Annotated in this window: 14 protein-coding genes and 1 tRNA gene; 4 read left to right on the top strand and 11 right to left on the bottom strand. The window is 68.8% G+C overall.

What is annotated here, in order from left to right; all coding sequences use genetic code 11:
* Positions 1-11: 11 nt before the first annotated feature.
* The 4 genes from thrS to JTJ31_RS01075 are packed head-to-tail and all read right to left on the bottom strand — an operon-like array spanning position 12 to position 5,002.
* Positions 12-1,952 (bottom strand): threonine--tRNA ligase, encoded by a 1,941-nt coding sequence (thrS, locus tag JTJ31_RS01090; RefSeq protein ID WP_207536747.1) that lies wholly within the window; start codon positions 1,950-1,952, stop codon positions 12-14.
* 55 nt (positions 1,953-2,007) lie between these two features.
* Positions 2,008-2,901 (bottom strand): glycosyltransferase family 9 protein, encoded by an 894-nt coding sequence (locus JTJ31_RS01085; RefSeq protein ID WP_207536746.1) that lies wholly within the window; start codon positions 2,899-2,901, stop codon positions 2,008-2,010.
* Positions 2,898-4,013 carry a glycosyltransferase family 4 protein gene (locus JTJ31_RS01080; protein ID WP_207536745.1) on the bottom strand — a complete coding sequence of 372 codons (1,116 nt, stop codon included), beginning with the start codon at positions 4,011-4,013 and terminating at the stop codon, positions 2,898-2,900. Before JTJ31_RS01080 ends, JTJ31_RS01085 begins: the two co-directional genes overlap by 4 nt.
* A 35-nt stretch (positions 4,014-4,048) precedes the next feature.
* The gene (locus JTJ31_RS01075) at positions 4,049-5,002 is read right to left on the bottom strand and encodes an isopenicillin N synthase family dioxygenase (RefSeq protein ID WP_207536744.1); all 954 of its coding nucleotides are present in this window, start codon (positions 5,000-5,002) and stop codon (positions 4,049-4,051) included.
* A gap of 76 nt (positions 5,003-5,078) precedes the next feature.
* On the opposite strand from JTJ31_RS01075, the gene JTJ31_RS01070 reads away from it, so the two are divergent.
* On the top strand, positions 5,079-5,831 hold the full coding sequence (locus JTJ31_RS01070) for an alpha/beta hydrolase (RefSeq protein ID WP_207536743.1): 753 nt from the start codon (positions 5,079-5,081) through the stop codon (positions 5,829-5,831).
* On the opposite strand, the gene JTJ31_RS01065 is transcribed toward JTJ31_RS01070, so the two are convergent.
* Positions 5,763-6,620 carry an SDR family oxidoreductase gene (locus JTJ31_RS01065; RefSeq protein ID WP_207536742.1) on the bottom strand — a complete coding sequence of 286 codons (858 nt, stop codon included), beginning with the start codon at positions 6,618-6,620 and terminating at the stop codon, positions 5,763-5,765. The two genes, JTJ31_RS01070 and JTJ31_RS01065, sit on opposite strands and share 69 nt — an antisense overlap.
* 45 nt (positions 6,621-6,665) lie before the next feature.
* Between JTJ31_RS01065 and JTJ31_RS01060 the strand changes: the two genes are divergently transcribed.
* Entirely contained in the window at positions 6,666-7,505 is an 840-nt protein-coding gene (locus JTJ31_RS01060; RefSeq protein WP_328805627.1) for a tetratricopeptide repeat protein, read from the top strand.
* Positions 7,506-7,509: 4 nt separating this feature from the next.
* Here JTJ31_RS01060 and JTJ31_RS01055 read toward each other — a convergent pair whose 3' ends face one another.
* From JTJ31_RS01055 to JTJ31_RS01040, 4 genes are all read right to left on the bottom strand, one after another.
* Positions 7,510-8,178, bottom strand: coding sequence for a glutathione S-transferase family protein (locus tag JTJ31_RS01055; RefSeq protein ID WP_207536741.1), 669 nt, complete (start codon positions 8,176-8,178; stop codon positions 7,510-7,512).
* 90 nt (positions 8,179-8,268) lie between these two features.
* Positions 8,269-12,786 carry a glutamate synthase large subunit gene (gltB, locus tag JTJ31_RS01050; RefSeq protein ID WP_207536740.1) on the bottom strand — a complete coding sequence of 1,506 codons (4,518 nt, stop codon included), beginning with the start codon at positions 12,784-12,786 and terminating at the stop codon, positions 8,269-8,271.
* Positions 12,787-12,791: 5 nt separating this feature from the next.
* Positions 12,792-14,231, bottom strand: coding sequence for an NAD(P)-dependent oxidoreductase (locus tag JTJ31_RS01045; protein ID WP_207536739.1), 1,440 nt, complete (start codon positions 14,229-14,231; stop codon positions 12,792-12,794).
* Between the two features lie 165 nt (positions 14,232-14,396).
* On the bottom strand, positions 14,397-15,326 hold the full coding sequence (locus JTJ31_RS01040; RefSeq protein WP_207536738.1) for a complex I NDUFA9 subunit family protein: 930 nt from the start codon (positions 15,324-15,326) through the stop codon (positions 14,397-14,399).
* Positions 15,327-15,438: 112 nt separating this feature from the next.
* Here JTJ31_RS01040 and JTJ31_RS01035 point away from each other — a divergent pair.
* Both JTJ31_RS01035 and JTJ31_RS01030 read left to right on the top strand, forming a co-directional pair.
* Positions 15,439-15,525, top strand: a tRNA-Leu gene (locus JTJ31_RS01035).
* Between the two features lie 26 nt (positions 15,526-15,551).
* A complete protein-coding gene (locus tag JTJ31_RS01030; protein ID WP_207536737.1) occupies positions 15,552-16,208 on the top strand; it encodes a ribonuclease D in 657 nt (218 codons plus the stop codon).
* A 15-nt stretch (positions 16,209-16,223) separates the two neighbouring features.
* Here the strand turns inward: JTJ31_RS01030 and hpf are convergent, their stop codons facing one another.
* Both hpf and rpoN read right to left on the bottom strand, forming a co-directional pair.
* Positions 16,224-16,820: a ribosome hibernation-promoting factor, HPF/YfiA family gene (gene hpf, locus JTJ31_RS01025; RefSeq protein WP_207536736.1), complete on the bottom strand. Its 597-nt coding sequence runs from the start codon at positions 16,818-16,820 to the stop codon at positions 16,224-16,226.
* A 195-nt stretch (positions 16,821-17,015) separates the two neighbouring features.
* Complete coding sequence (gene rpoN, locus JTJ31_RS01020; protein WP_207536735.1) at positions 17,016-18,458, bottom strand: RNA polymerase factor sigma-54; 1,443 nt, start codon at positions 18,456-18,458, stop codon at positions 17,016-17,018.
* Between the last annotated feature and the right edge of the window lie 7 nt (positions 18,459-18,465).

The following is an 18,465-nucleotide window of genomic DNA, read 5'->3' as shown; positions in this document are numbered from 1 at the left end:
TGCGGCGCGCGTCAAGGCGCAACCATCAGATCGGGCGCCCTGGCCTCGCGGGCGAGCATCTCGGCCGCTTCGGCAAGGGGGAGGGCCTGCTGCTCGCGCCCGGGCAGGCGGCGCAGCACGACCTTGCCTTCCTCGGCTTCCCGCCGCCCGATGACCGCGAGGTAGGGCGTGCGCTGCTCGATATGGAACGGGACCTTGGCGTTGATCTTCTCGTTCCGCAGGTCGGTCTCCACGCGCAGGCCGGCGGCGCGGAAGGCGGCCGCCACCTCCTGCGCGAAGGGGGCGGCATCGTCCACGATGGTCGCCACCGCCACCTGCACCGGCGCCAGCCACAGTGGGAAGCGGCCGGCATGCTGCTCGATCAGGATGCCCAGGAAGCGCTCAAAGCTGCCCAGGATCGCACGGTGCAGCATCACGGGGCGCTTGCGGGTGCCGTCTTCGGCCACGTACTCGGCATCCAGACGCTCGGGCAGGACGAAATCCACCTGCAGCGTGCCGCATTGCCAGTCCCGCCCGATGGCATCGCGCAGTACGAATTCCAGCTTGGGGCCGTAGAAGGCCCCCTCGCCCGGATTCAGCTCGTATTCGACGCCCGCGATCCGGCAGGCCTCCTTGAGTGCGCCCTCGGCCCGGTCCCAGGTCGCGTCGTCGCCTGCCCGCTCCTCGGGCCGGTCGCTGAACTTCACCCGGAAGCTGTCGAAGCCGAAATCGCGGTAGATCTGCGACAGCAGCGCGACGAAGCGCACCGTCTCGTCGGCGATCTGGCCTTCCTCGCAGAAGATATGCGCGTCGTCCTGGGTGAAGGCACGCACGCGCATGATGCCATGAAGCGCGCCCGAGGGCTCGTAGCGATGGCAGGCGCCGAATTCCGCCATGCGCAGCGGAAGCTCCCTGTAGGAGCGCAGGCCATGGTTGAAGATCAGCACGTGGCAGGGGCAGTTCATCGGCTTCAGCGCCAGGAGGCGGTGCGCCTCGTCCTGGTCCTCCACCGTCGCCATGAACATGTTCTTGCGGTAGTTCTCCCAGTGGCCGCTCGCCTCCCACAGCTTGCGGTCCAGCACCTGCGGCGTCCGCACCTCCTGGTAGCCGGCGTCGTCCAGGCGGCGGCGCATGTAGTCCTGCACGATCTGGTAGAGGCGCCAGCCCCTCGGGTGCCAGAAGACCGACCCCGTCGCCTCCTCCTGGAGGTGGAACAGCCCCATCTCCTTGCCGATGCGGCGATGGTCGCGGCGCTCCGCCTCCTCCAGCATGGTGAGGTAGGCGTCCAGCTCCTTCCGGTCGCGCCAGGCGGTGCCGTAGATTCGCGACAGCATCGGGTTGCCCGCCTTGCCGCGCCAGTACGCACCCGCGACCTTCATCAGCTTGAAGGCGTCGCCGATATCGCCGGTGGAGCGCATATGCGGCCCGCGGCAAAGATCCTCCCAGCCACCCTGGTCATAGAGGGAGATGACCTGGTCCTCGGGCAGGTCGCGGATCAGCTCGACCTTGAAGCGCTCGCCCTTGCCCTCGAACAGCGCCACCGCATCCTCGCGCGGCACTTCGCGCCGGGTGAAGGCGGCGTTGCGTGCGATGATCTCGCGCATCTTCGCCTCGATCGCGGCAAAGTCGTCCGGGGTGAAGGGCTGATTGCGGTGGAAGTCGTAATAGAAGCCATTCTCGATCGGCGGGCCGATCGTGACCTGCGTGCCGGGGAAGAGCTCCTGCACCGCCTCGGCCAGGACGTGCGCCGCGTCGTGGCGGATCAGTTCCAGCGCCTCGCCATCCTTGCGGGTGATGAAGCGCAGCTTCGCATCCGCCTCGATGCGCGTGGCGAGGTCCACCAGCTTCCCGTCCAGCTCCATCGCCAGCGCTGCCTTGGCGAGGCCGGGCCCGATGCTCGCCGCGACCTCGGTGCCCGTCACCGCGCCGTCGAACGGGCGGGTGGAACCGTCGGGCAGGGTGATCACGGGCATGATGCGCAAATTCCTCGGAAACGGGCGCGGACCATGGGGAAGGGTCGCGCAAGGGTCAAGGCCGGTAGGGCAGCGCGGCCAGGGCCGCGGCCGCGGAGACCGCACCGATGGGGTTCCCACGCAGCACCGAGACCGCCGGGCCGCGCGGAGCGCAGAGGGCCGGGTCGCTCTCCTCGCCGAAGATGGCGAGGGTGGGCGTCCCGCAGGCCGCCGCAAGATGGGTCGGCCCGGTGTCGTTGCCCACGCACAGCGCTGCGCGGCGGGCAATGGCGCCCAGTTCACGCAGGCTGGTCTTCCCGCACAGATCCAGCGCGCCCGGGATGGCGGCGGCCAGACCGGACTCGGACGGGCCTCCCACCACCACAGAGGGCATGCCGAGCCCCATCGCCACCTTGGCGAAGCGCTCCACCGGCCAGCGCTTGCCGGGGCGGGCGGCGCTGGCCCCAGGTACCATCAGCGCGAAGCGCGTCGGCAGGCGGAAGCGCGACAGGTCGGCATCCAGCCAGGACAGGTCAGGCGCCGGGAAATGACGGATTCCGGCCATTTCCAGCTGCTCGCGCTGGCGGTCCAGCGTGTGCATCGCATCGCGTGCCGGGTTGGCATGGGGATGAGAGGCGCCGCGCGCGATGCCGGACCATTCGGCGCCGGGCACGAACCAGCGGTATCGCGAGGACCGCCCCGAGGTCTGCAGATCATAGACGCGGGAAAACCCCGCCCCACCCAACCCCCGCGCGAGGCGCAGCAGCGCCCCGATGTTTCCCCAGCCCGGGCGGCCATCCGCGCGGATGGCGTCGAACCAGGGAGAACCCTCCAGCAGCGCTGCAAAGGGCGGCGTCGTCAGCAAGGTGATGTGGGCGTCCGGATGATGGGCGCGGATGGCGGCAAAGGGCCCGAAGGCCTGCACCACGTCGCCCAGCGCAGACAGCTTGATGACCAGGATGCGATTCATCGGCCCGGAAGAAGCTCGCGATACACGGCGAGGGTGGCGTCCTGCATCGCCGCCAGGGTCGGCACCGTGGCGCGGGCGGCAGCGCCGATGGCGGCGCGCGCGGCCGGTGGCAGGGCAAGCACCTCCTGTACCGCCCTCGCCAGGGCTGCCGGGTCGCCGGGCGGCACAAGCCAGCCAGTCACCCCGTGCCGCACCGTCTCGCGCGGTCCGCCCAGGTCGGCCGCGATGACCGGACGCGCCATGGCCTGGGCCTCGATCACGGTGCGGCCGAAGGCCTCCGGCTCCGTGCTGGCGTGGATCACCACGTCGGCCGCGCACAAGGCGGCGGGCATGTCGGTGACGTGGCCCGCCACATGCAGCCGGTCCGCGACGCCAAGGGCCGCGGCTCGGCTGAGCAGCGATGCCACCAGCCCCTGCCGCCCCTGCGCGTCCCCCGCGAGGACGGCATGGGAATCCGGCAACTGTGCCAGCGCGTCCACCAGCACCTCCTGACCCTTCCAGCGCGACAGGCGCGCGGGAAGCAGCAGCAGCTTCGCCCCCTCTGGCACGCGCCATCCTGCGCGCATTGCCATCACCCGCGCCGCAGGCACCGCTTCGGGATCAAAGCGGGCCGGGTCCACGCCGCGCGGGATCAGGCGAATCCGGTCCGGATGGATGCCGTGGATGCGGGTCAGGTGTTCTGCGATGAAGCGGCTGATGGCGATGACGCGGTCGCCGCTCGCCATCACCGAGTTGTATAGGCGCTTGCCCGGGAAGCCCTCGTTGTAGGTGCCGTGATAGGTCGTGACGAAGGGCACGCCCAGCCGCCGCGCCGCTCGCAGCGCCGCCCAGGCGGGCGCCCGGGAACGTGCATGGATCAGCGAGACTCCCTCGCGCCGCGCCAGGGCGGCGAGGCGCAGGGAATTGCGCCAGATCGCCCACGGCGACTTGGCGGAAAGGGGAAGCGTCACATGCGCGTCCCCTAACCCTGCCGCGAGGCGTCCGCCCTCGCTGGCGACCAAGGGCCGCCAGCCGGCAGCGGAAATCGCCTCCGCGATCTCGACCGTGCCGCGCTCCACGCCGCCCGAGTCGAGGGCCGGGAGCACCTGCAGGATGGTCGGGGGAACTGCCATGTCACTGCCCGGTTACCCCCGCCCTGCGCCGAAGCCTACCCCCCTGCCGCCTTGCGGCGATGCGCATAGGTGGCGTCGAGGCGTGACCGCAAATGCTCCGCTGCCGTAATGGGCGGCCAGCGCGGCGGATTGCCCGGGCCAGTGCAGGAGGGGATCGCAGCGACCACCGCATCCGGATTGGGGTCGCAGAAGAAGGCCACGGAAAAGCGCTCGACTGATGGCGCGTGAACCCGGTGCGGGGTGGAGGCGTAGGCCCCGTTCGTCCAGCGCATCAGACAATCGCCAATGTTGCAGACGAAGGCACCAGCCACGCGCGGCACCTCCACCCACACCCCGTCGCGACGCCGAAGCTCCAGACCGGGCATGCCGTCATTCGCCAGCACCGTGACGTTGCCGTAGTCCGTGTGCTCGCCGGCACCGAGCGGGTCGTCCGGGCGGTTCCCGGCCGGGTAGCGGAGCAGGCGCAGCGTGGCGAGCGGGCGGTCCAGCTTGTCCTCGAAGAACCCCTCCCTCAATCCGAGGTCGAGCGCGAAGCCGCGGTGAAGGAGACGTGCGACCGTCCAGGCCGCATTGAAATAGGCTAGCGTCGCTTCACGGAAGCGGGGCTGGGAGGGCCAGAGATTCACGCCCCGGAAGGGCAGGCCGGCCCGGATCTCCGCATCGTCCGGAGCAAGGTCCAGGCCGATGTTGAAGGCTTCCTTCCGGTCCGCGGGGCGAGACGGATCAAGCTGCTCCTCGCCCAGGGCCACGTAGCCCCGGTTATGCGGCGAGTGGCGGATGGACAGCGCCTCCTTATCCGCCGCGGGCAGCGCGAAGAAGCGGCGCGCGGCGCCGAACAGCGCCGTGACCGTTTCCCTATCCACGCCATGGCCTGTCGCCAGGAAGAAGCCGGTTTCCCGACATGTCGCGCCGATGCGCGCCGCGACCTCCCGCTGCCGCGCCTCGCTGCCGTCGCGCAGGCCGGAGATATCGATGATGGGAAGCGCCATGACGCGAGCATGACGCTTTGCGCGGCGCCTGTCAGCGCGGCTTGCCAAGTTGCTTGGCCCAATGCCATGCGAAGGCATGGACGAAACGACGATCCTCGCGCCCGACGGCACTCCCCTCGCCTATCGCCGTCAGGAGGGGCGCGGACCCGGTGCGGTGTTCCTGGGCGGGTTCAACAGCGACATGACCGGCACCAAGGCGGAATACCTCGCCGAATGGTGCGCGTCGCGCGGGCGCGCCTTCCTGCGCTTCGACTATAGCGGCCACGGCGCCAGCGGCGGCCGCTTCGAGGACGGCACCATTTCCCGCTGGCTGGCGGATGCGGAAGCGGTGCTGCTGGCGCTGACCGAGGGGCCGCAGGTCCTTGTCGGGTCCTCCATGGGTGGCTGGATCGCCACGCTCCTGGCCTTGCGGCACCCGGAACGCGTGTCGGGCTTCGTCGGCATCGCGCCCGCGCCCGACTTCACCCAAGAATTGATGTGGGCGGGCTTCACTGCGGAGATCCGCTCCGCCATCGCCCGCGACGGGGTGTGGCTGCGGCCCAGCGAATATGGTGCCCCCTACCCCATCACCCGCGCACTGATCGAGGATGGGCGGCATAACCTCGTGCTCGGAGGGCCGATCGGGCTACGGTGCCCGGTCCGCATCCTCCAGGGCGATGCGGATCCCGACGTACCCTGGCGCCACGCCCTGCGCCTCATGGAGGCGGTGGAGTCGGAGGATGTACACTTCACCCTCGTGAAGGGCGGTGATCACCGCCTGTCATCGCCCCGCGACCTGCTGCTGCTCGGGCGCACCCTGGGCGCACTCCTCGGCGAGGATGGCGCGTAGCCCCTCGCGGAAGCTCGGATAGAGCCAGTCCAGGCCAAGCGCTGCCTTGGTGCGTCGGTTCAGGACGATGCGCGATTCGCTCCAGAAGGAGCGCGCCATCGGGCTCATTCCCCCCCACGCCTCCGTGAAGGGAATGAGCGGCGGCGGGGGCACGCCGAGCAGCCGCGCTGCCTCCTCCGTCACCCGCGCCGGCTCTGCGGGCTCATCGTCCACCAGGTGCAAGACGCGCTGTCCTTCGGGCCGCACCATCGCCGCTAGGCATGCGCGAGCGATGTCGTCGCGATGGATGCGGCCGAAGCGGTGCCCGGGCCGGTCCACGCGACGCGCCGTGCCGTTGCGCAGATCGTCCAGCGCGGATCGGCCAGGGCCGTAGATTCCGCCCACACGGAACACATCAACGGCGCAATGGAGGTCGCGCCACTGCTCCTCCGCCGCCAGGCGACGAAGGGAGCGGGCCTGGCCGGGAGCGGGTGCCGTCTCCTCGTCCACCGCCGCACCGATCCGGTCGCCATACACCCCCGTCGTCGAGAGATACCCAGCCCATTCCAGCGGCGCCCGGCGCAGTGCCGCGCCGTGGATTGCCCAGGCCGGGTCGCCCTCCTCGCGGGGCGGCACCGTGGACAGGAGATGCGTGACGCCTTCCAGCAGCGCGGGATCGTCGAAGCGGCGTTCCTGCTCGACCGGGAATTGGCGGGTGGAGACGGAGACGCGCCACCCTGCGCGCCGGGCCAGGGTTGCCACGGCGTGGCCGGAGAACCCCCCGCCCAGGATCAGAAGATGTCGGTCCATGTCGCTGATCTGGCGCGGAATCCCTGGCGCGGCTAGGGTGAGGCCGTGCCGACCCCCATCCCCCTCGTGCTCGGCTTCGCGAGCTCCCTGGCCCTCGTCGGGGCGACCGGGTGGTGGCTGTGGCCGACCAGCGCGCAGCCCGAGCGCATCTCCGAGGGCGACGTTTCTTCCCTGCCCTTGCCGCCGGAACCGCCGCGCCTTGCCGATGGCGAGGATTACGAGAACTGCCTCGCCCTACTGCGCCGCGACGTGGATGAAGCGCTGCGCTTCGCCCTCGCCTGGGAAGCGACCGGCGGCGGCGAAGGCGCGCGGCACTGCTTGGCCCTCGCGACCATCGGCACGGGCGAGCCTTCGCGCGCTGCGGAGCGGCTGGAGCGGCTTGCTGCCGGGTCGCGCGCGGGCAACCAGGCGCGCGCCGCGGTGTATGGGCAGGCCGCGCAAGCCTGGATGATGGCGGATGAGCCCAACCGGGCCTTCGCCGCCATCACCATCGCGCTGACCCTTTCGCCCTTCGACACGGAGTTGCTCGTGGATCGCTCCGTGATCCTCGCCAGCCAGCGACGCTATCGTGAGGCGCTGGAGGATCTGGACCGCGTCCTTGCCATCGAGCCAGACCGGGCCGAGGCGCTGGTGTTTCGCGCCGCTGCCTTGCGCCATCTGGACAGGCCCGACGAGGCGCGCGAGGCCGTGGAACGCGCCCTGACCCTGGCACCCGACAATGCCGAAGCCCTGCTGGAGCGCGGCATCTTGCGGCAGGCGCGTGGCGACTTGCTGGGCGCCCAGGCGGATTGGCGCCGCGCCATCGAACTCGCGCCGGACAGCGCCGCCGCCGAGCTGGCGCAGCAGAACCTTTCCCTGAGCGAGTTCGGTCCGGCCCGCCGCTGAGGGCCTAGAAATCCAGATCGGCGTAGTGCGACGGCGGGGACAGCCCGCTGATGCGGTCCTGCAGCAGACCGCGGAAGGCGGGGCGCGACTTGATGCGGCTATACCAGTCCCGCGCCGCCGCGTTCAGCGACCAGTCCACGTCATTCGCGTAGTCGAGCGTCGAGAGGTGGGCGGCCGCCGCGAAATCCGCGAGGGAAAGCTGCGGACCCGCCAGCCAAGGCCGCGACTCGGCCAGCCACCCGATCACTTCCATGTGTGGCTTCAGATTGGCGTAGCCCGCGCGGATCGCTGCGCCATCCGGGTTGCCGAGGCCGAGGGGGCGCTTCAGGTGGCGCTCCCAGATCAGGTTCCGCGTGACCTCCTCGCCGAACTTGGTGTCGAACCACGCCACGAGGCGCCGCACCTCCGCCCGCTCCGCCAGGGTGCGGCCGAAGAGCGAGATGTCCGGGTAAGCTTCGTCCAGGTACTCGCAGATGGCGTAGGAGTCGGCGATGGCGAGGCCGTTTTCCTCCACCAGGACCGGCACGGTCCCTGCAGGGTTCAGCGCCAGGAACTCGTCCCGCCGTTCCCACACACGCTCGACTCGGAGCTCGAAGGGGATGCGCTTCTCCGCAAGGGCGAGTCGGACCTTACGGCAGTAAGGGGAAAGGGGCAGGTGGTAGAGGATCCGCATCGCGCCATTTCAATGCCACGCGGTTGCCGCAACATGAAGGGAACGGAACGGGTCCTTTGCAACGAAAGTCCCTGTTCCGTTCCCTTGCCGTCACTCGGCCGCCTGGGGCACCTCCGTCATCGGACGCGGCAGGTAACGCGCATATTCCTTCGGCACGACGTGCCAGAAATGCGCCCGCTCCTCCGGCCAGTCATTCAGGATGCGCGCGGCATGGCGGCTGCCCGTCTCGGCTACGTGGCGCTCGATGAGCGCCCGCAGTTCCGCCTCCCAGTGAGGCGACGCGAGACGCTGCCACAGGACGGTGTCCGGGTTCACCCGTCGCTCGAAAGTGCCTGCGGCGTCATGGATGAAAGCTTGGCCGCCCGTGAAGCCGGCGCCGAAATTGTCGCCGACCGCGCCCAGGATCACTACGGAGCCACCGGTCATGTATTCGCAGCCATTGGCGCCGCAGCCTTCGACCACCGCCAGCGCCCCGCTGTTGCGGACCGCGAAGCGCTCACCGGCCTGCCCGGCGGCGAAAAGCGCGCCGGCGGTCGCGCCGTAGAGGCAGGTGTTACCGATGATCGTGTTGTCGTTCCAGACGAGGTTGGAGGACGGCGCCGGGCGCACCACGATGGTGGCGCCCGAAAGGCCCTTGCCGACGTAGTCGTTGGCGTCGCCGAACACCTCCAGCTTCAGCCCGCGCACGCCGAAAGCGCCGAGCGACTGACCGGCCGATCCGCGCAGCCGAACCGCCAGATGCCCATCCTGCAGGCCGGTCATGCCGAACTGCCGGACGATGCGCGACGACACCTTGGTGCCGATGGCGCGGTGGGTGTTCCGGATGTTGTAGGCCAGCTGCATCTTCTCGCCACGCTCGAAGAGCGGCGCGGCATCCTTCAGCATGTCGGCGTCCAACGTCTCCGGAACCTCGTTGCGGCCTTCGACCGTGCAGTAGGGCTTCTCTGCCCCCGCATCGGCCTTCACCAGCAGCGGGTTGAGGTCGAGGTCGTCCAGGTCTTCCGAACCGCGGCTCACCTGCCGCAGCAGGTCGGTGCGGCCGATGATGTCCTCCAGCTTGCGGAAACCGAGCGAGGCCAGGATCTCGCGCACCTCCTCCGCGATGAAGGAGAAGAGGGCGATGACCTTCTCCGGGCTGCCGGTGAACTTCTCGCGCAGCGCCTCGTCTTGGGTGCAGACGCCGACCGGGCAGGTATTGGCGTGGCACTGCCGCACCATGATGCAGCCCATGGCGACGAGCGAGGCCGTGCCGATGCCGAACTCCTCAGCACCCAGCATGGCGGCGATCACCACGTCGCGACCGGTCTTGATGCCGCCATCCGTCCGCAGCTTCACCCGGTGGCGAAGGCGGTTCAGCAGCAGCACCTGATGCGTCTCGGAGAGACCCATTTCCCAGGGCAATCCGGCATACTTGATGGAGGTCACAGGGCTGGCGCCCGTGCCGCCCGAGTGGCCGGAGACGAGGATAGCATCGGCCTTCGCCTTCGCCACGCCCGCCGCGATCGTGCCGATGCCCGAGCGCGAGACGAGCTTCACGCAGACCGACGCATCCGGGTTGATCTGCTTCAGATCGTAGATGAGCTGCGCCAGGTCCTCGATCGAGTAGATGTCGTGATGCGGCGGGGGCGAAATCAGCGTCACGCCCGGAGTCGAGTGCCGCAGACGCGCGATAAGCCCCGTGACCTTGAAGCCGGGCAGCTGCCCGCCCTCGCCCGGCTTGGCGCCCTGCGCGACCTTGATCTCGATCTCGCGGCAGTTGTTCAGGTACTCGGCGGTGACGCCGAAGCGTCCCGAGGCGATCTGCTTGATCGCCGAGTTGGCATTGTCCCCGTTCAGGCGCGGCTTCGCGCGCTCCGGATCCTCGCCGCCCTCGCCACTGTCGGAGCGGGCGCCGATCCGGTTCATCGCGATGGACAGCGTCTCATGCGCCTCGGGGCTCAGTGCGCCGAGGGAGATGCCGGGCGCCAGTAGGCGCTTGCGGATCTCGGTGATGCTTTCCACGTCCTCCAGCGCGATGGACTTCCGCCCCTCCGCCCGGAAGTCAAGCAGGTCGCGCAACGCCACGGGCGGCTGCTTGCGGACGAGGTCGCTGTAGCGCTTGAAGGTCTGGTAGCTGTCCGTCTCGACCGCGCGCTGCAGCGTGTGGATCAGCGTGCCGCCAAATGCGTGCGCCTCTCCACGCTGCCGCATCTTGTAGAGGCCGCCCACCGGAAGCACCACGACTTCCGAGCCGAAGGCGCGTTCGTGCATCGCCAGCACGCGGCGCGCCAGGCCGTTGAGCCCGATGCCCGAGATGCGCGAGGCGACGCCCGGGAAGTATTCAGCCACGAGGGCACGCGACAGGCCGATAGCCTCGAAGTTCATGCCGCCGCGGTAGGAGGAAAGGACAGAGATGCCCATCTTGGACATCACCTTCAGCAGCCCCTTGTCGACCGCCTTCTTGAAGCGTCCGATCGCCGCGTCCAGCGAGATGTCGGCGAACAGCCCGCGCCTGTGGCGGTCGGCGATGGACGCCTCGGCCAGGTAGGCGTTGACCGTCGTGGCGCCGGCGCCGACCAGCACGGCGAAGTAGTGCACATCCAGGCACTCGGCGCAGCGCACGTTCAGCGACACGAAGGTGCGAAGCGAGGTGCGGACGAGATGCGTGTGCACCGCGCTCACCGCCAGGATCATCGGGATCGCCGCGCGCTCACGCCCCTGCGCCTCGTCGGTCAGGATGACGTGCTGGCAGCCCGAGCGTACGCCGTCCTCCGCCTCGCGCCGGATGCGCTCAAGAGCGCGCTTCAGCCCGGCCTCGCCCTCGCTAACCGGGAAGGTGCAATCCACTTCGCAGGCGCTGGCGCCCATGTAGTCGCGCATCGCCTGGAACTCGGCCGTCGAAAGGACCGGGCTGTCCAGCATCAGCATGTCGCACTGGCTCGGATCCTCGTCGAGGATGTTGCCGAGATTGCCCAGGCGCGTGCGGATCGTCATCACCCGCGTCTCGCGCAGGCTGTCGATGGGCGGGTTGGTGACCTGCGAGAAGGACTGGCGGAAGTAATGATGCAGGCCGCGATAATGGCCGGAGAGCACGGCGATGGGCGTGTCGTCGCCCATGGAGCCGACCGCCTCCTGCGCATCCTCCACCATCGGGTGCAGGATCTGCTCCAGCTCCTCCATGGTATAGCCCATGGCGAGCTGGACACGGCGCAGCGCCTCGCCCGTCATCTGCTCGGGCTTGGCGCCGGACTTCTTGACGATCTCGTCGATCCGCGTGGTGCGATTCACCCACTGCCCGAAGGGCTTGCGTGCGGCGAGCGTGTCCTTCAGCTCGCCGTCGAGGTAGAGGCGGCCCTCGTCGAGGTCCACGCCGATGCATTGGCCGGGACCGACGCGGCCCTTTGCGACGATCTGATCCTCGCGGAGCTTCACCATGCCCGTCTCGCTGCCCACGATCAGCAGCTTCTCGTCGGTCATGGTGTAGCGCAGCGGGCGCAGGCCATTCCGGTCGAGCCCCGCCACGACCCAGCGCCCATCCGTCGCGCAGACGGCGGCAGGGCCGTCCCACGGCTCCATCACGGCATTGCAGTAGAGGAACAGGTCGTGATGCGGCTGCGGCATGGTGGCGTTGTTGCCGATGCTCTCGGGAATGAGCATGGCCTTCGCCATCGGCGCGTCGCGCCCGCCGCGCACCATCAACTCGAACACGTTGTCCAGGCAGGCCGTGTCGGAGTTGCCGGCCTGCACCACCGGCTTGATGTCGTCCAGGAAGGGGTCGAGCAGCGGGTGGGAAAGGCGCGTCTCATGCGCCTTCATCCAGTTCACGTTGCCCGAGAGGGTGTTGATTTCGCCGTTATGGGCCAGCATCCGGAAGGGCTGCGCCAGGCGCCAGGTCGGGAAGGTGTTGGTCGAGTAGCGCTGGTGGTAGATGGCGAAACGGCTGACGAAGCGCTCGTCCTGCAGGTCAGGATAGAACTCGCTCAGCGCCTCAGCGAGGAACATCCCCTTGTAGATGATCGAGCGCGAGGAGAGGGAGCAGAGATAGAGCTCCGGGATCTGCGCCGCGATGGCCTGCTTCTCGATGCGGCGGCGGGTGACGTAGAGGTCGCGCTCCGTCGTCGCCTTGTCACGCAGCTCAGGGTCGTAGATCAGGATCTGCTCGATCTCGGGGCGGGTCGCGTTCGCCTTCTCGCCGATCACGGTCGCGTTGATCGGCACCTGGCGCCAGCCATAGATACCGAACCCCATGCCGAGGATCTCCGTCTCGACGATAGTACGGCAACGCTCCTGCGCGCTGAAATCGGTCTTGGGAAGGAAGACCATGCCGACCGAGATCAGGCCGGGCCGCAGCGTATCGCCGCCGAGGCGCACCGCGTCCTCGAAGAACTCGGGCGCCAGCTCGACATGGATGCCGGCGCCGTCGCCGGTCTTGCCATCCGCATCCACGGCGCCGCGGTGCCAAACCGCCTTCAGCGCATCGATGCCCGCACGCACCACCGCGCGCGACGGCTTGCCGTCCAGCGCGGCGACGAGTCCGACGCCGCAGGCGTCATGCTCGGTCGTGTCGATGCCAGCCTCGTTCAGGAGGGCGGCGTTGCGCTGCCAGTTCTCGACGTAGTCGCGTTCCATGTCCGTCACTCCGCCGCCTGGGCGATCTTCGCCTTGGCCAAAACGTAATCCGCGATCTGCTCCGCTGCGTCGCGGCCATCGCGGATGCCCCACACCACCAACGAAGCGCCCCGGACGATGTCGCCACCGGCGAAAACGCCGGGCAGGCTCGTCATCATGGTACGGTGGTCCACCTTCAGCGTGCCCCAGCGCGTCACGGTCAGAGCCGGCTCCCCGAACATCGCCGGAAGGTCCTCCGGGTCGAAGCCCAGCGCCTTGATGGCGAGGTCCGCCTGGACGGTGAAGCTGCTGCCCGGGATGGGCTCCACCTGCTGGCGGCCGGTGGCGTCCGGCAGGCCGAGATGCATCCGGGTCGCCTGCACGCCCGTCACCGCGCCGGTTGCGCCCTCGAAGCCCACGGGGGCGGAGAGCCACAAGAACTCGACCCCCTCCTCCTCCGCGTTCCGGACCTCGCGCATCGAACCGGGCATGTTGGCCTTGTCGCGCCGGTAGAGGCACTTCACCGAAGCCGCGCCCTGGCGAACGGCCGTGCGGACACAGTCCATCGCCGTGTCGCCGCCGCCGATGACGACCACGTCCTTGCCCGCGGCGTTCAACGCACCCGACTCGAACTCGGGAACCGAGTCGCCCAGGCCCTGGCGGTTGCTGGCGGTCAGGTAGTCGAGCGCCGGGACGACACCGGAGAGCTCAGCGCCGGGAAGCTCCACATCGCGTGCCTTGTAGACGCCGGTGGCGACGAAGATCGCGTCATGACGCTCGCGCAACTGATCCAGTGTGATGTCGCGGCCGATCTCGACCCCGAGATGGAACTGGATGCCGCCGGCCTCGAACTGCTTCCAGCGAGCCAGCACGACTTCCTTCTCGAGCTTGAAGCCGGGAATGCCGTAAATCATCAGCCCGCCGACGCGGTCGTAGCGGTCATAGACATGGACGGCGAAGCCGCGGATGCGGAGCCGCTCGGCGGCAGCCAGGCCGGCTGGTCCGGCACCGATGATGCCGATGGAATGGCCGTTCTCCCGAGACGGGGTCGGCGGCTTCACCCAGCCCTTCTCCCAGGCCGTGTCCACGATGTAGCGCTCGACGCTGCCGATCGTGACGGAGTCGAAGCCCTTCTCGATCACGCAATTGCCTTCGCAAAGGCGGTCTTGCGGGCAGACCCGGCCGCACACCTCGGGGAAGGTGTTGGTAGCGGCCGCGACCTCGTAGGCCTCCTCCAGCCGACCTTCAGCCGTCAGCTTGAGCCAGTCGGGAATGTTGTTGTTGAGCGGGCAATGCACTTGGCAGAAGGGCACGCCGCACTGGGAGCAGCGGCTGGCCTGCTCCGATGCGCGATCCGGATCGAAGCGGTCGTAAATCTCGCGGAAATCCTCGCGACGCTGGCTGGCCGACCGCTTTTGAGGCGTCTGCTGCGAGAGGCGGACGAATTGCAGCATGCGCTCAGCCATGGGGCATCCTTTCAGCGGGCCCGCAGCGCATAGCGCAGGAAAACTACGGAGGGAAGCGGGAAATCACGATTTAGGTAAGACTAGCTTACCTTATACGCCAGCAAGCTCTCTAAAGGCTCTGGGTCGCCTGAAAGCCGCTTCCTATATAGTCCCTTTCCGGACCTTTCAGTCAGGCCGGATCCGGCGGCCGCCCCCGGGCTGAAAGCGACTCAGGAGCCGGGGCATGACGGCCTCAACAGCCTTTGGTGTCAGGCCGAGCTCCTTCAGCCCGGGCATGTCCGGTGATGCGACATTGTCCCTGTCCAGAAGTAGGAGCTGGTCACGGGTCAGGGGCGGGTTCGGAAGGAACTCCCCAAACCACGCCTGTACCTTTGCTACGCCATCGGGGATCGTGACGAGGCGCTTGTCGCGTCCCGTCTCCTTCAGGATGAAGGCGAGGAGTTCGCGGAAGGTCCATACGCGTGGCCCCGCCACCTCGTAGATGCGGCCTTCGGTGGCCGGATCATGGAGGCAGGCCAGCACCGCATCGGCGATATCCCCGACATGGACTGGTTGGAACCGCGTGTTGCCCTTGATGACCGGCATGAAGGGAAGCCAGGCCGCCATGGTGCCGAATCGCCCAAAGAACCCGTCGCCCTCGCCAAAGACGATGGAGGGCCGGATGATCGTCGCGCGCGGGAAGGCAGCAAGGAGGCCTTCTTCGCCCTCAGCTTTGGTACGGGCATAGGCGGAGGGGCTCTGCCGGTCGGCGCCGATCGCCGAGATGTGGACGACTCGCGCCACCCCCCCCTCGGCCGCATGCCGCCCGATCCGCGCTGGGCCTTCGGCCTGGATGCTCTGGAAATCGCCATGGAGGACGCCGACCGTGTTCACCACGATCTCCGCGCCCTCAACGGCACGCGCCACGGCGGCATCGTCCGCCACGTCGGCGGCCAGGGTCGCGACCTGCGCCACGCGGCCCATGGTGTAGAGCTGCGCCGAGGTCGGCGGGCGCCGCGCGCAAACGCGCACTACGTAGTCCTCCCGCGCCAGTCGCTGCACCACCTGGCGGCCGAGAAATCCCGTCCCGCCGAACACTGCCGCCACCTTCCGCATATGCCGCGCCTCCGTCTTCCGCTGCGACCTTATAAGGACGAATCAGCACGGGGGGACGGGGTTGACGCCATCACGCGCCGCCATTATTCCCGGCCTCACAGCACCGCTGATTGCCCAGGTGGTGGAATTGGTAGACGCGCTGGCTTCAGGTGCCAGTGACCGCAAGGTCGTGAAGGTTCGAGTCCTTTCCTGGGCACCACTCCTCCCCTGAGACGGTTTCGCCGCATGTCCAAGACGCTCTTCACCCCGGGCGGCACTGTGCATTTGCACGCGCATGACCTCCCGGACGGGCTTTCGCTCGGCACCGTGGTGGCGGTGGATACTGAGACGATGGGCCTTGACCCGCGGCGGGACAGGCTGTGCCTCGTCCAGCTTTCGAGTGGTGACGGCACGGCGCACCTCGTGCAGTTCATCCCGGAGGCGCTGGGCGGGCGCGGATTCGGGGCCGCCCCGAATCTGTCGCGGCTGCTCGCCGATCCCGCCGTGACCAAGCTCTTCCACTTCGCCCGTTTCGACGTGGCGGCGCTGTATCAGGGCCTGGGAGTCACCGTGGCCCCGCTGCGCTGCACCAAGGTCGCCTCCAAGCTGGTCCGCACCTACACGGATCGGCACGGGCTGAAGGATCTTTGCCGCGACCTGCTGGGCGTCGAGATCAGCAAGCAGCAGCAGACCAGCGATTGGGGCGCTGCGGAGCTAACGCCTGAGCAATGCGCCTACGCCGCCAGCGACGTGCTTCACCTCCATGCGCTCTGGGCGCGGCTTGAAGCTTTGCTGCGCCGCGAGGGCCGGCTGGAGCTGGCCCTCGCTTGCTGCGATTTCCTGCCGGTGCGCGGGAAGCTGGACCTGATGGGTTACGACGAGCCCGACCTCTTCGCGCACTGAATCAGGTTCGCGCGCTCAGCTCGCCGGGTCGATCCAGCCGATATGCCCATCCGGGCGCCGGTAGACCACGTTGATCGCCTGCGAGGCGCGGTTGCGGAACACCAGCACCGGTCCGCCCTCCAGGTCCAGGCGCATCGTCGCCTCCCCCACGGTCAGCGTGTGCAGCTCTCGCGTATCCTCCGCGACCACGGCCGGGTGGTCGGCGCCGTCAGGCGCGGCCTGCGCCTCGTCGGTCGCTTCCTCCTCTTCGCCGCGGAAAACGGTCTCGCGCGCCGTCTCGCTCCCATCGCGCTCCCCGGCCTGGGACCGGGCGTGCTCGTTCACGCGGCGGCGATAGCGGCGCAGGCGCTTGGCGACGTGTTCGGCCGCCTCGTCGAAGGCGCGGTGCGCGTCGGGCCCCTGCCCTTCCCCGCGCATGAGCAGGCCGCGGCCGGCATGGAGGTTGATGTCGCAGGCAAATGACCCCGCCCCCTTCGCTGCTTTGCGGAAGGTGACGCGCGCTTCCAGCGCGTGGTCGAAATACTTGGATGTGATGGTGCCGAGGCCTTCCTCGACGTGAACTCGCAGCGCATCGCTGGTGGCAACCTGCTTGCCGGCGACGGTGATGTGCATCGTCTCGTCTTCCTCCGTTCCAGACGCCGCCGGGCCGAACAGGGACGTTCCCCTGGGCCGAGGCGGCCCCTCCGGCAATGCCAACGGCCGAATGCCAAATCGGGCTTCAAACGGCCATCGTCTGGATCGCACCGCGATGCCCGCCCCGGAGGTTCCGCGGGCGTCGCGGCCTTGTGCGGCGAAGGGCCGCCTTTCTCAGCCTGCCGCCTTCTGGCGCCGCCGCTCAACCGACGAGGGGATGCGGAGCGCCTCCCGGTATTTGGCCACGGTCCGGCGCGCGATGTCCACGCCTTCCTCCCGGAGCTTTGCAACAATGGCATCGTCGCTCAGCACGCTCTCCGCGGTCTCCTCGTGAACCAGGGATTTGATGCGGTGCCGCACGGACTCGGCGCTCACGGCCTCGGCACCGCTGGCCCCGGAAAGGGCGGTCGTGAAGAAGAACTTCAGCTCCAGCAGGCCACGCGGGGTCTGGATGTACTTGTTGGAGGTGACGCGGCTGACCGTGCTCTCGTGCAGTTCCACGGCATCGGCGACGTCACGCAGGATCAGGGGGCGCAGGAACTCGATGCCATGGCGCAGGAACGCGTCCTGGCGACGGACGATCTCGCTGGCGACGCGCAGGATGGTGTTGGACCGCTGCTCGAGGCTTTTTACCAGCCAGTTGGCCGATTGCAGCTGCTCCTGAAGGAAGTTGCGCCCTTCGCGATCCTTGCAGGACACGGTGGCGCGCGCTGCGAAGCCCCGGTTGACGAGCACGCGCGGCAGGGTCTCCAGATTGAGCTCCAGCACCCAGCCGCCATCATTGTCCGGCCGCATCAGGATGTCGGCCTGAACGGGCCGGGCCAGCGCATCGTCCGCTCCTGCACCCGGCTTGGGGTCGAGGCGCCGAAGCTCCGCCACCATCTCGGCGAGGTCCTCGGCATCCACGCCGCAGGCAGCCTGGAGGCCGCGCATGTCGCGTTGGGCGAGGAGGGGCAGGTTGTCGAGCAGCCGGGCCATGAACGGGTCGAACCGTCCGCGCTCGATCAACTGTACCTCCAGGCATTCGCGCAGGTCGCGCGCGAAGATGCCGACCGGCTCGAAGCGCATCAGCCTTCCGCGCACCGCCTCCACCAGCGCTTGCTCGCAGCCAAGGGCGCCGGCCACCTGTGCCGGGTCCGCCAGGAAGCGGCCGCTCGGGTCCAGCAGGGCCAGCAGCGCGGCGGCCACCATGCGCTCCCGCCCCTCGGGGAAGGACAGGCGGATCTGCTCAGCGAGGCGTTCCCGCAAGCTGACCGTGGCGGCGGCGGCGCCGTCGAGCGTGTCCGGCCCATCCCCGAAATCCGACCGGCCGCCCGGTCCGAGGGCAGGCTGCCATGAATCGCCATCCTCCTGGACGTTAGACAAATCGGCATCGAGCGGCACTTCGGCGATGCGGTCGGAGGTCGCCGCTTCCGCCGCATCCGGGACGGGCGCCTCAGGCGCGACGGAGACGCTGCCCTCGTCCCGCTCCAGCAAGGGATTGCGCTCCAGCTCCTCCTCGACGAAGGCGGCGACTTCCAGATTCGAGGCGTGCAAAAGCTTGATCGCCTGACGCAGCTGCGGCGTCATCACCAGCGATTGCGACTGACGAAGGTCGAGCCTGGGGCCGAGGGACATGGGTCAG

It is taken from the genome of Sabulicella rubraurantiaca (genome assembly GCF_017355885.1).
GTDB classification, from domain to species: Bacteria; Pseudomonadota; Alphaproteobacteria; order Acetobacterales; family Acetobacteraceae; genus Roseococcus; species Roseococcus rubraurantiacus.
This window is presented reverse-complemented; position numbering and strand designations above follow the sequence as displayed.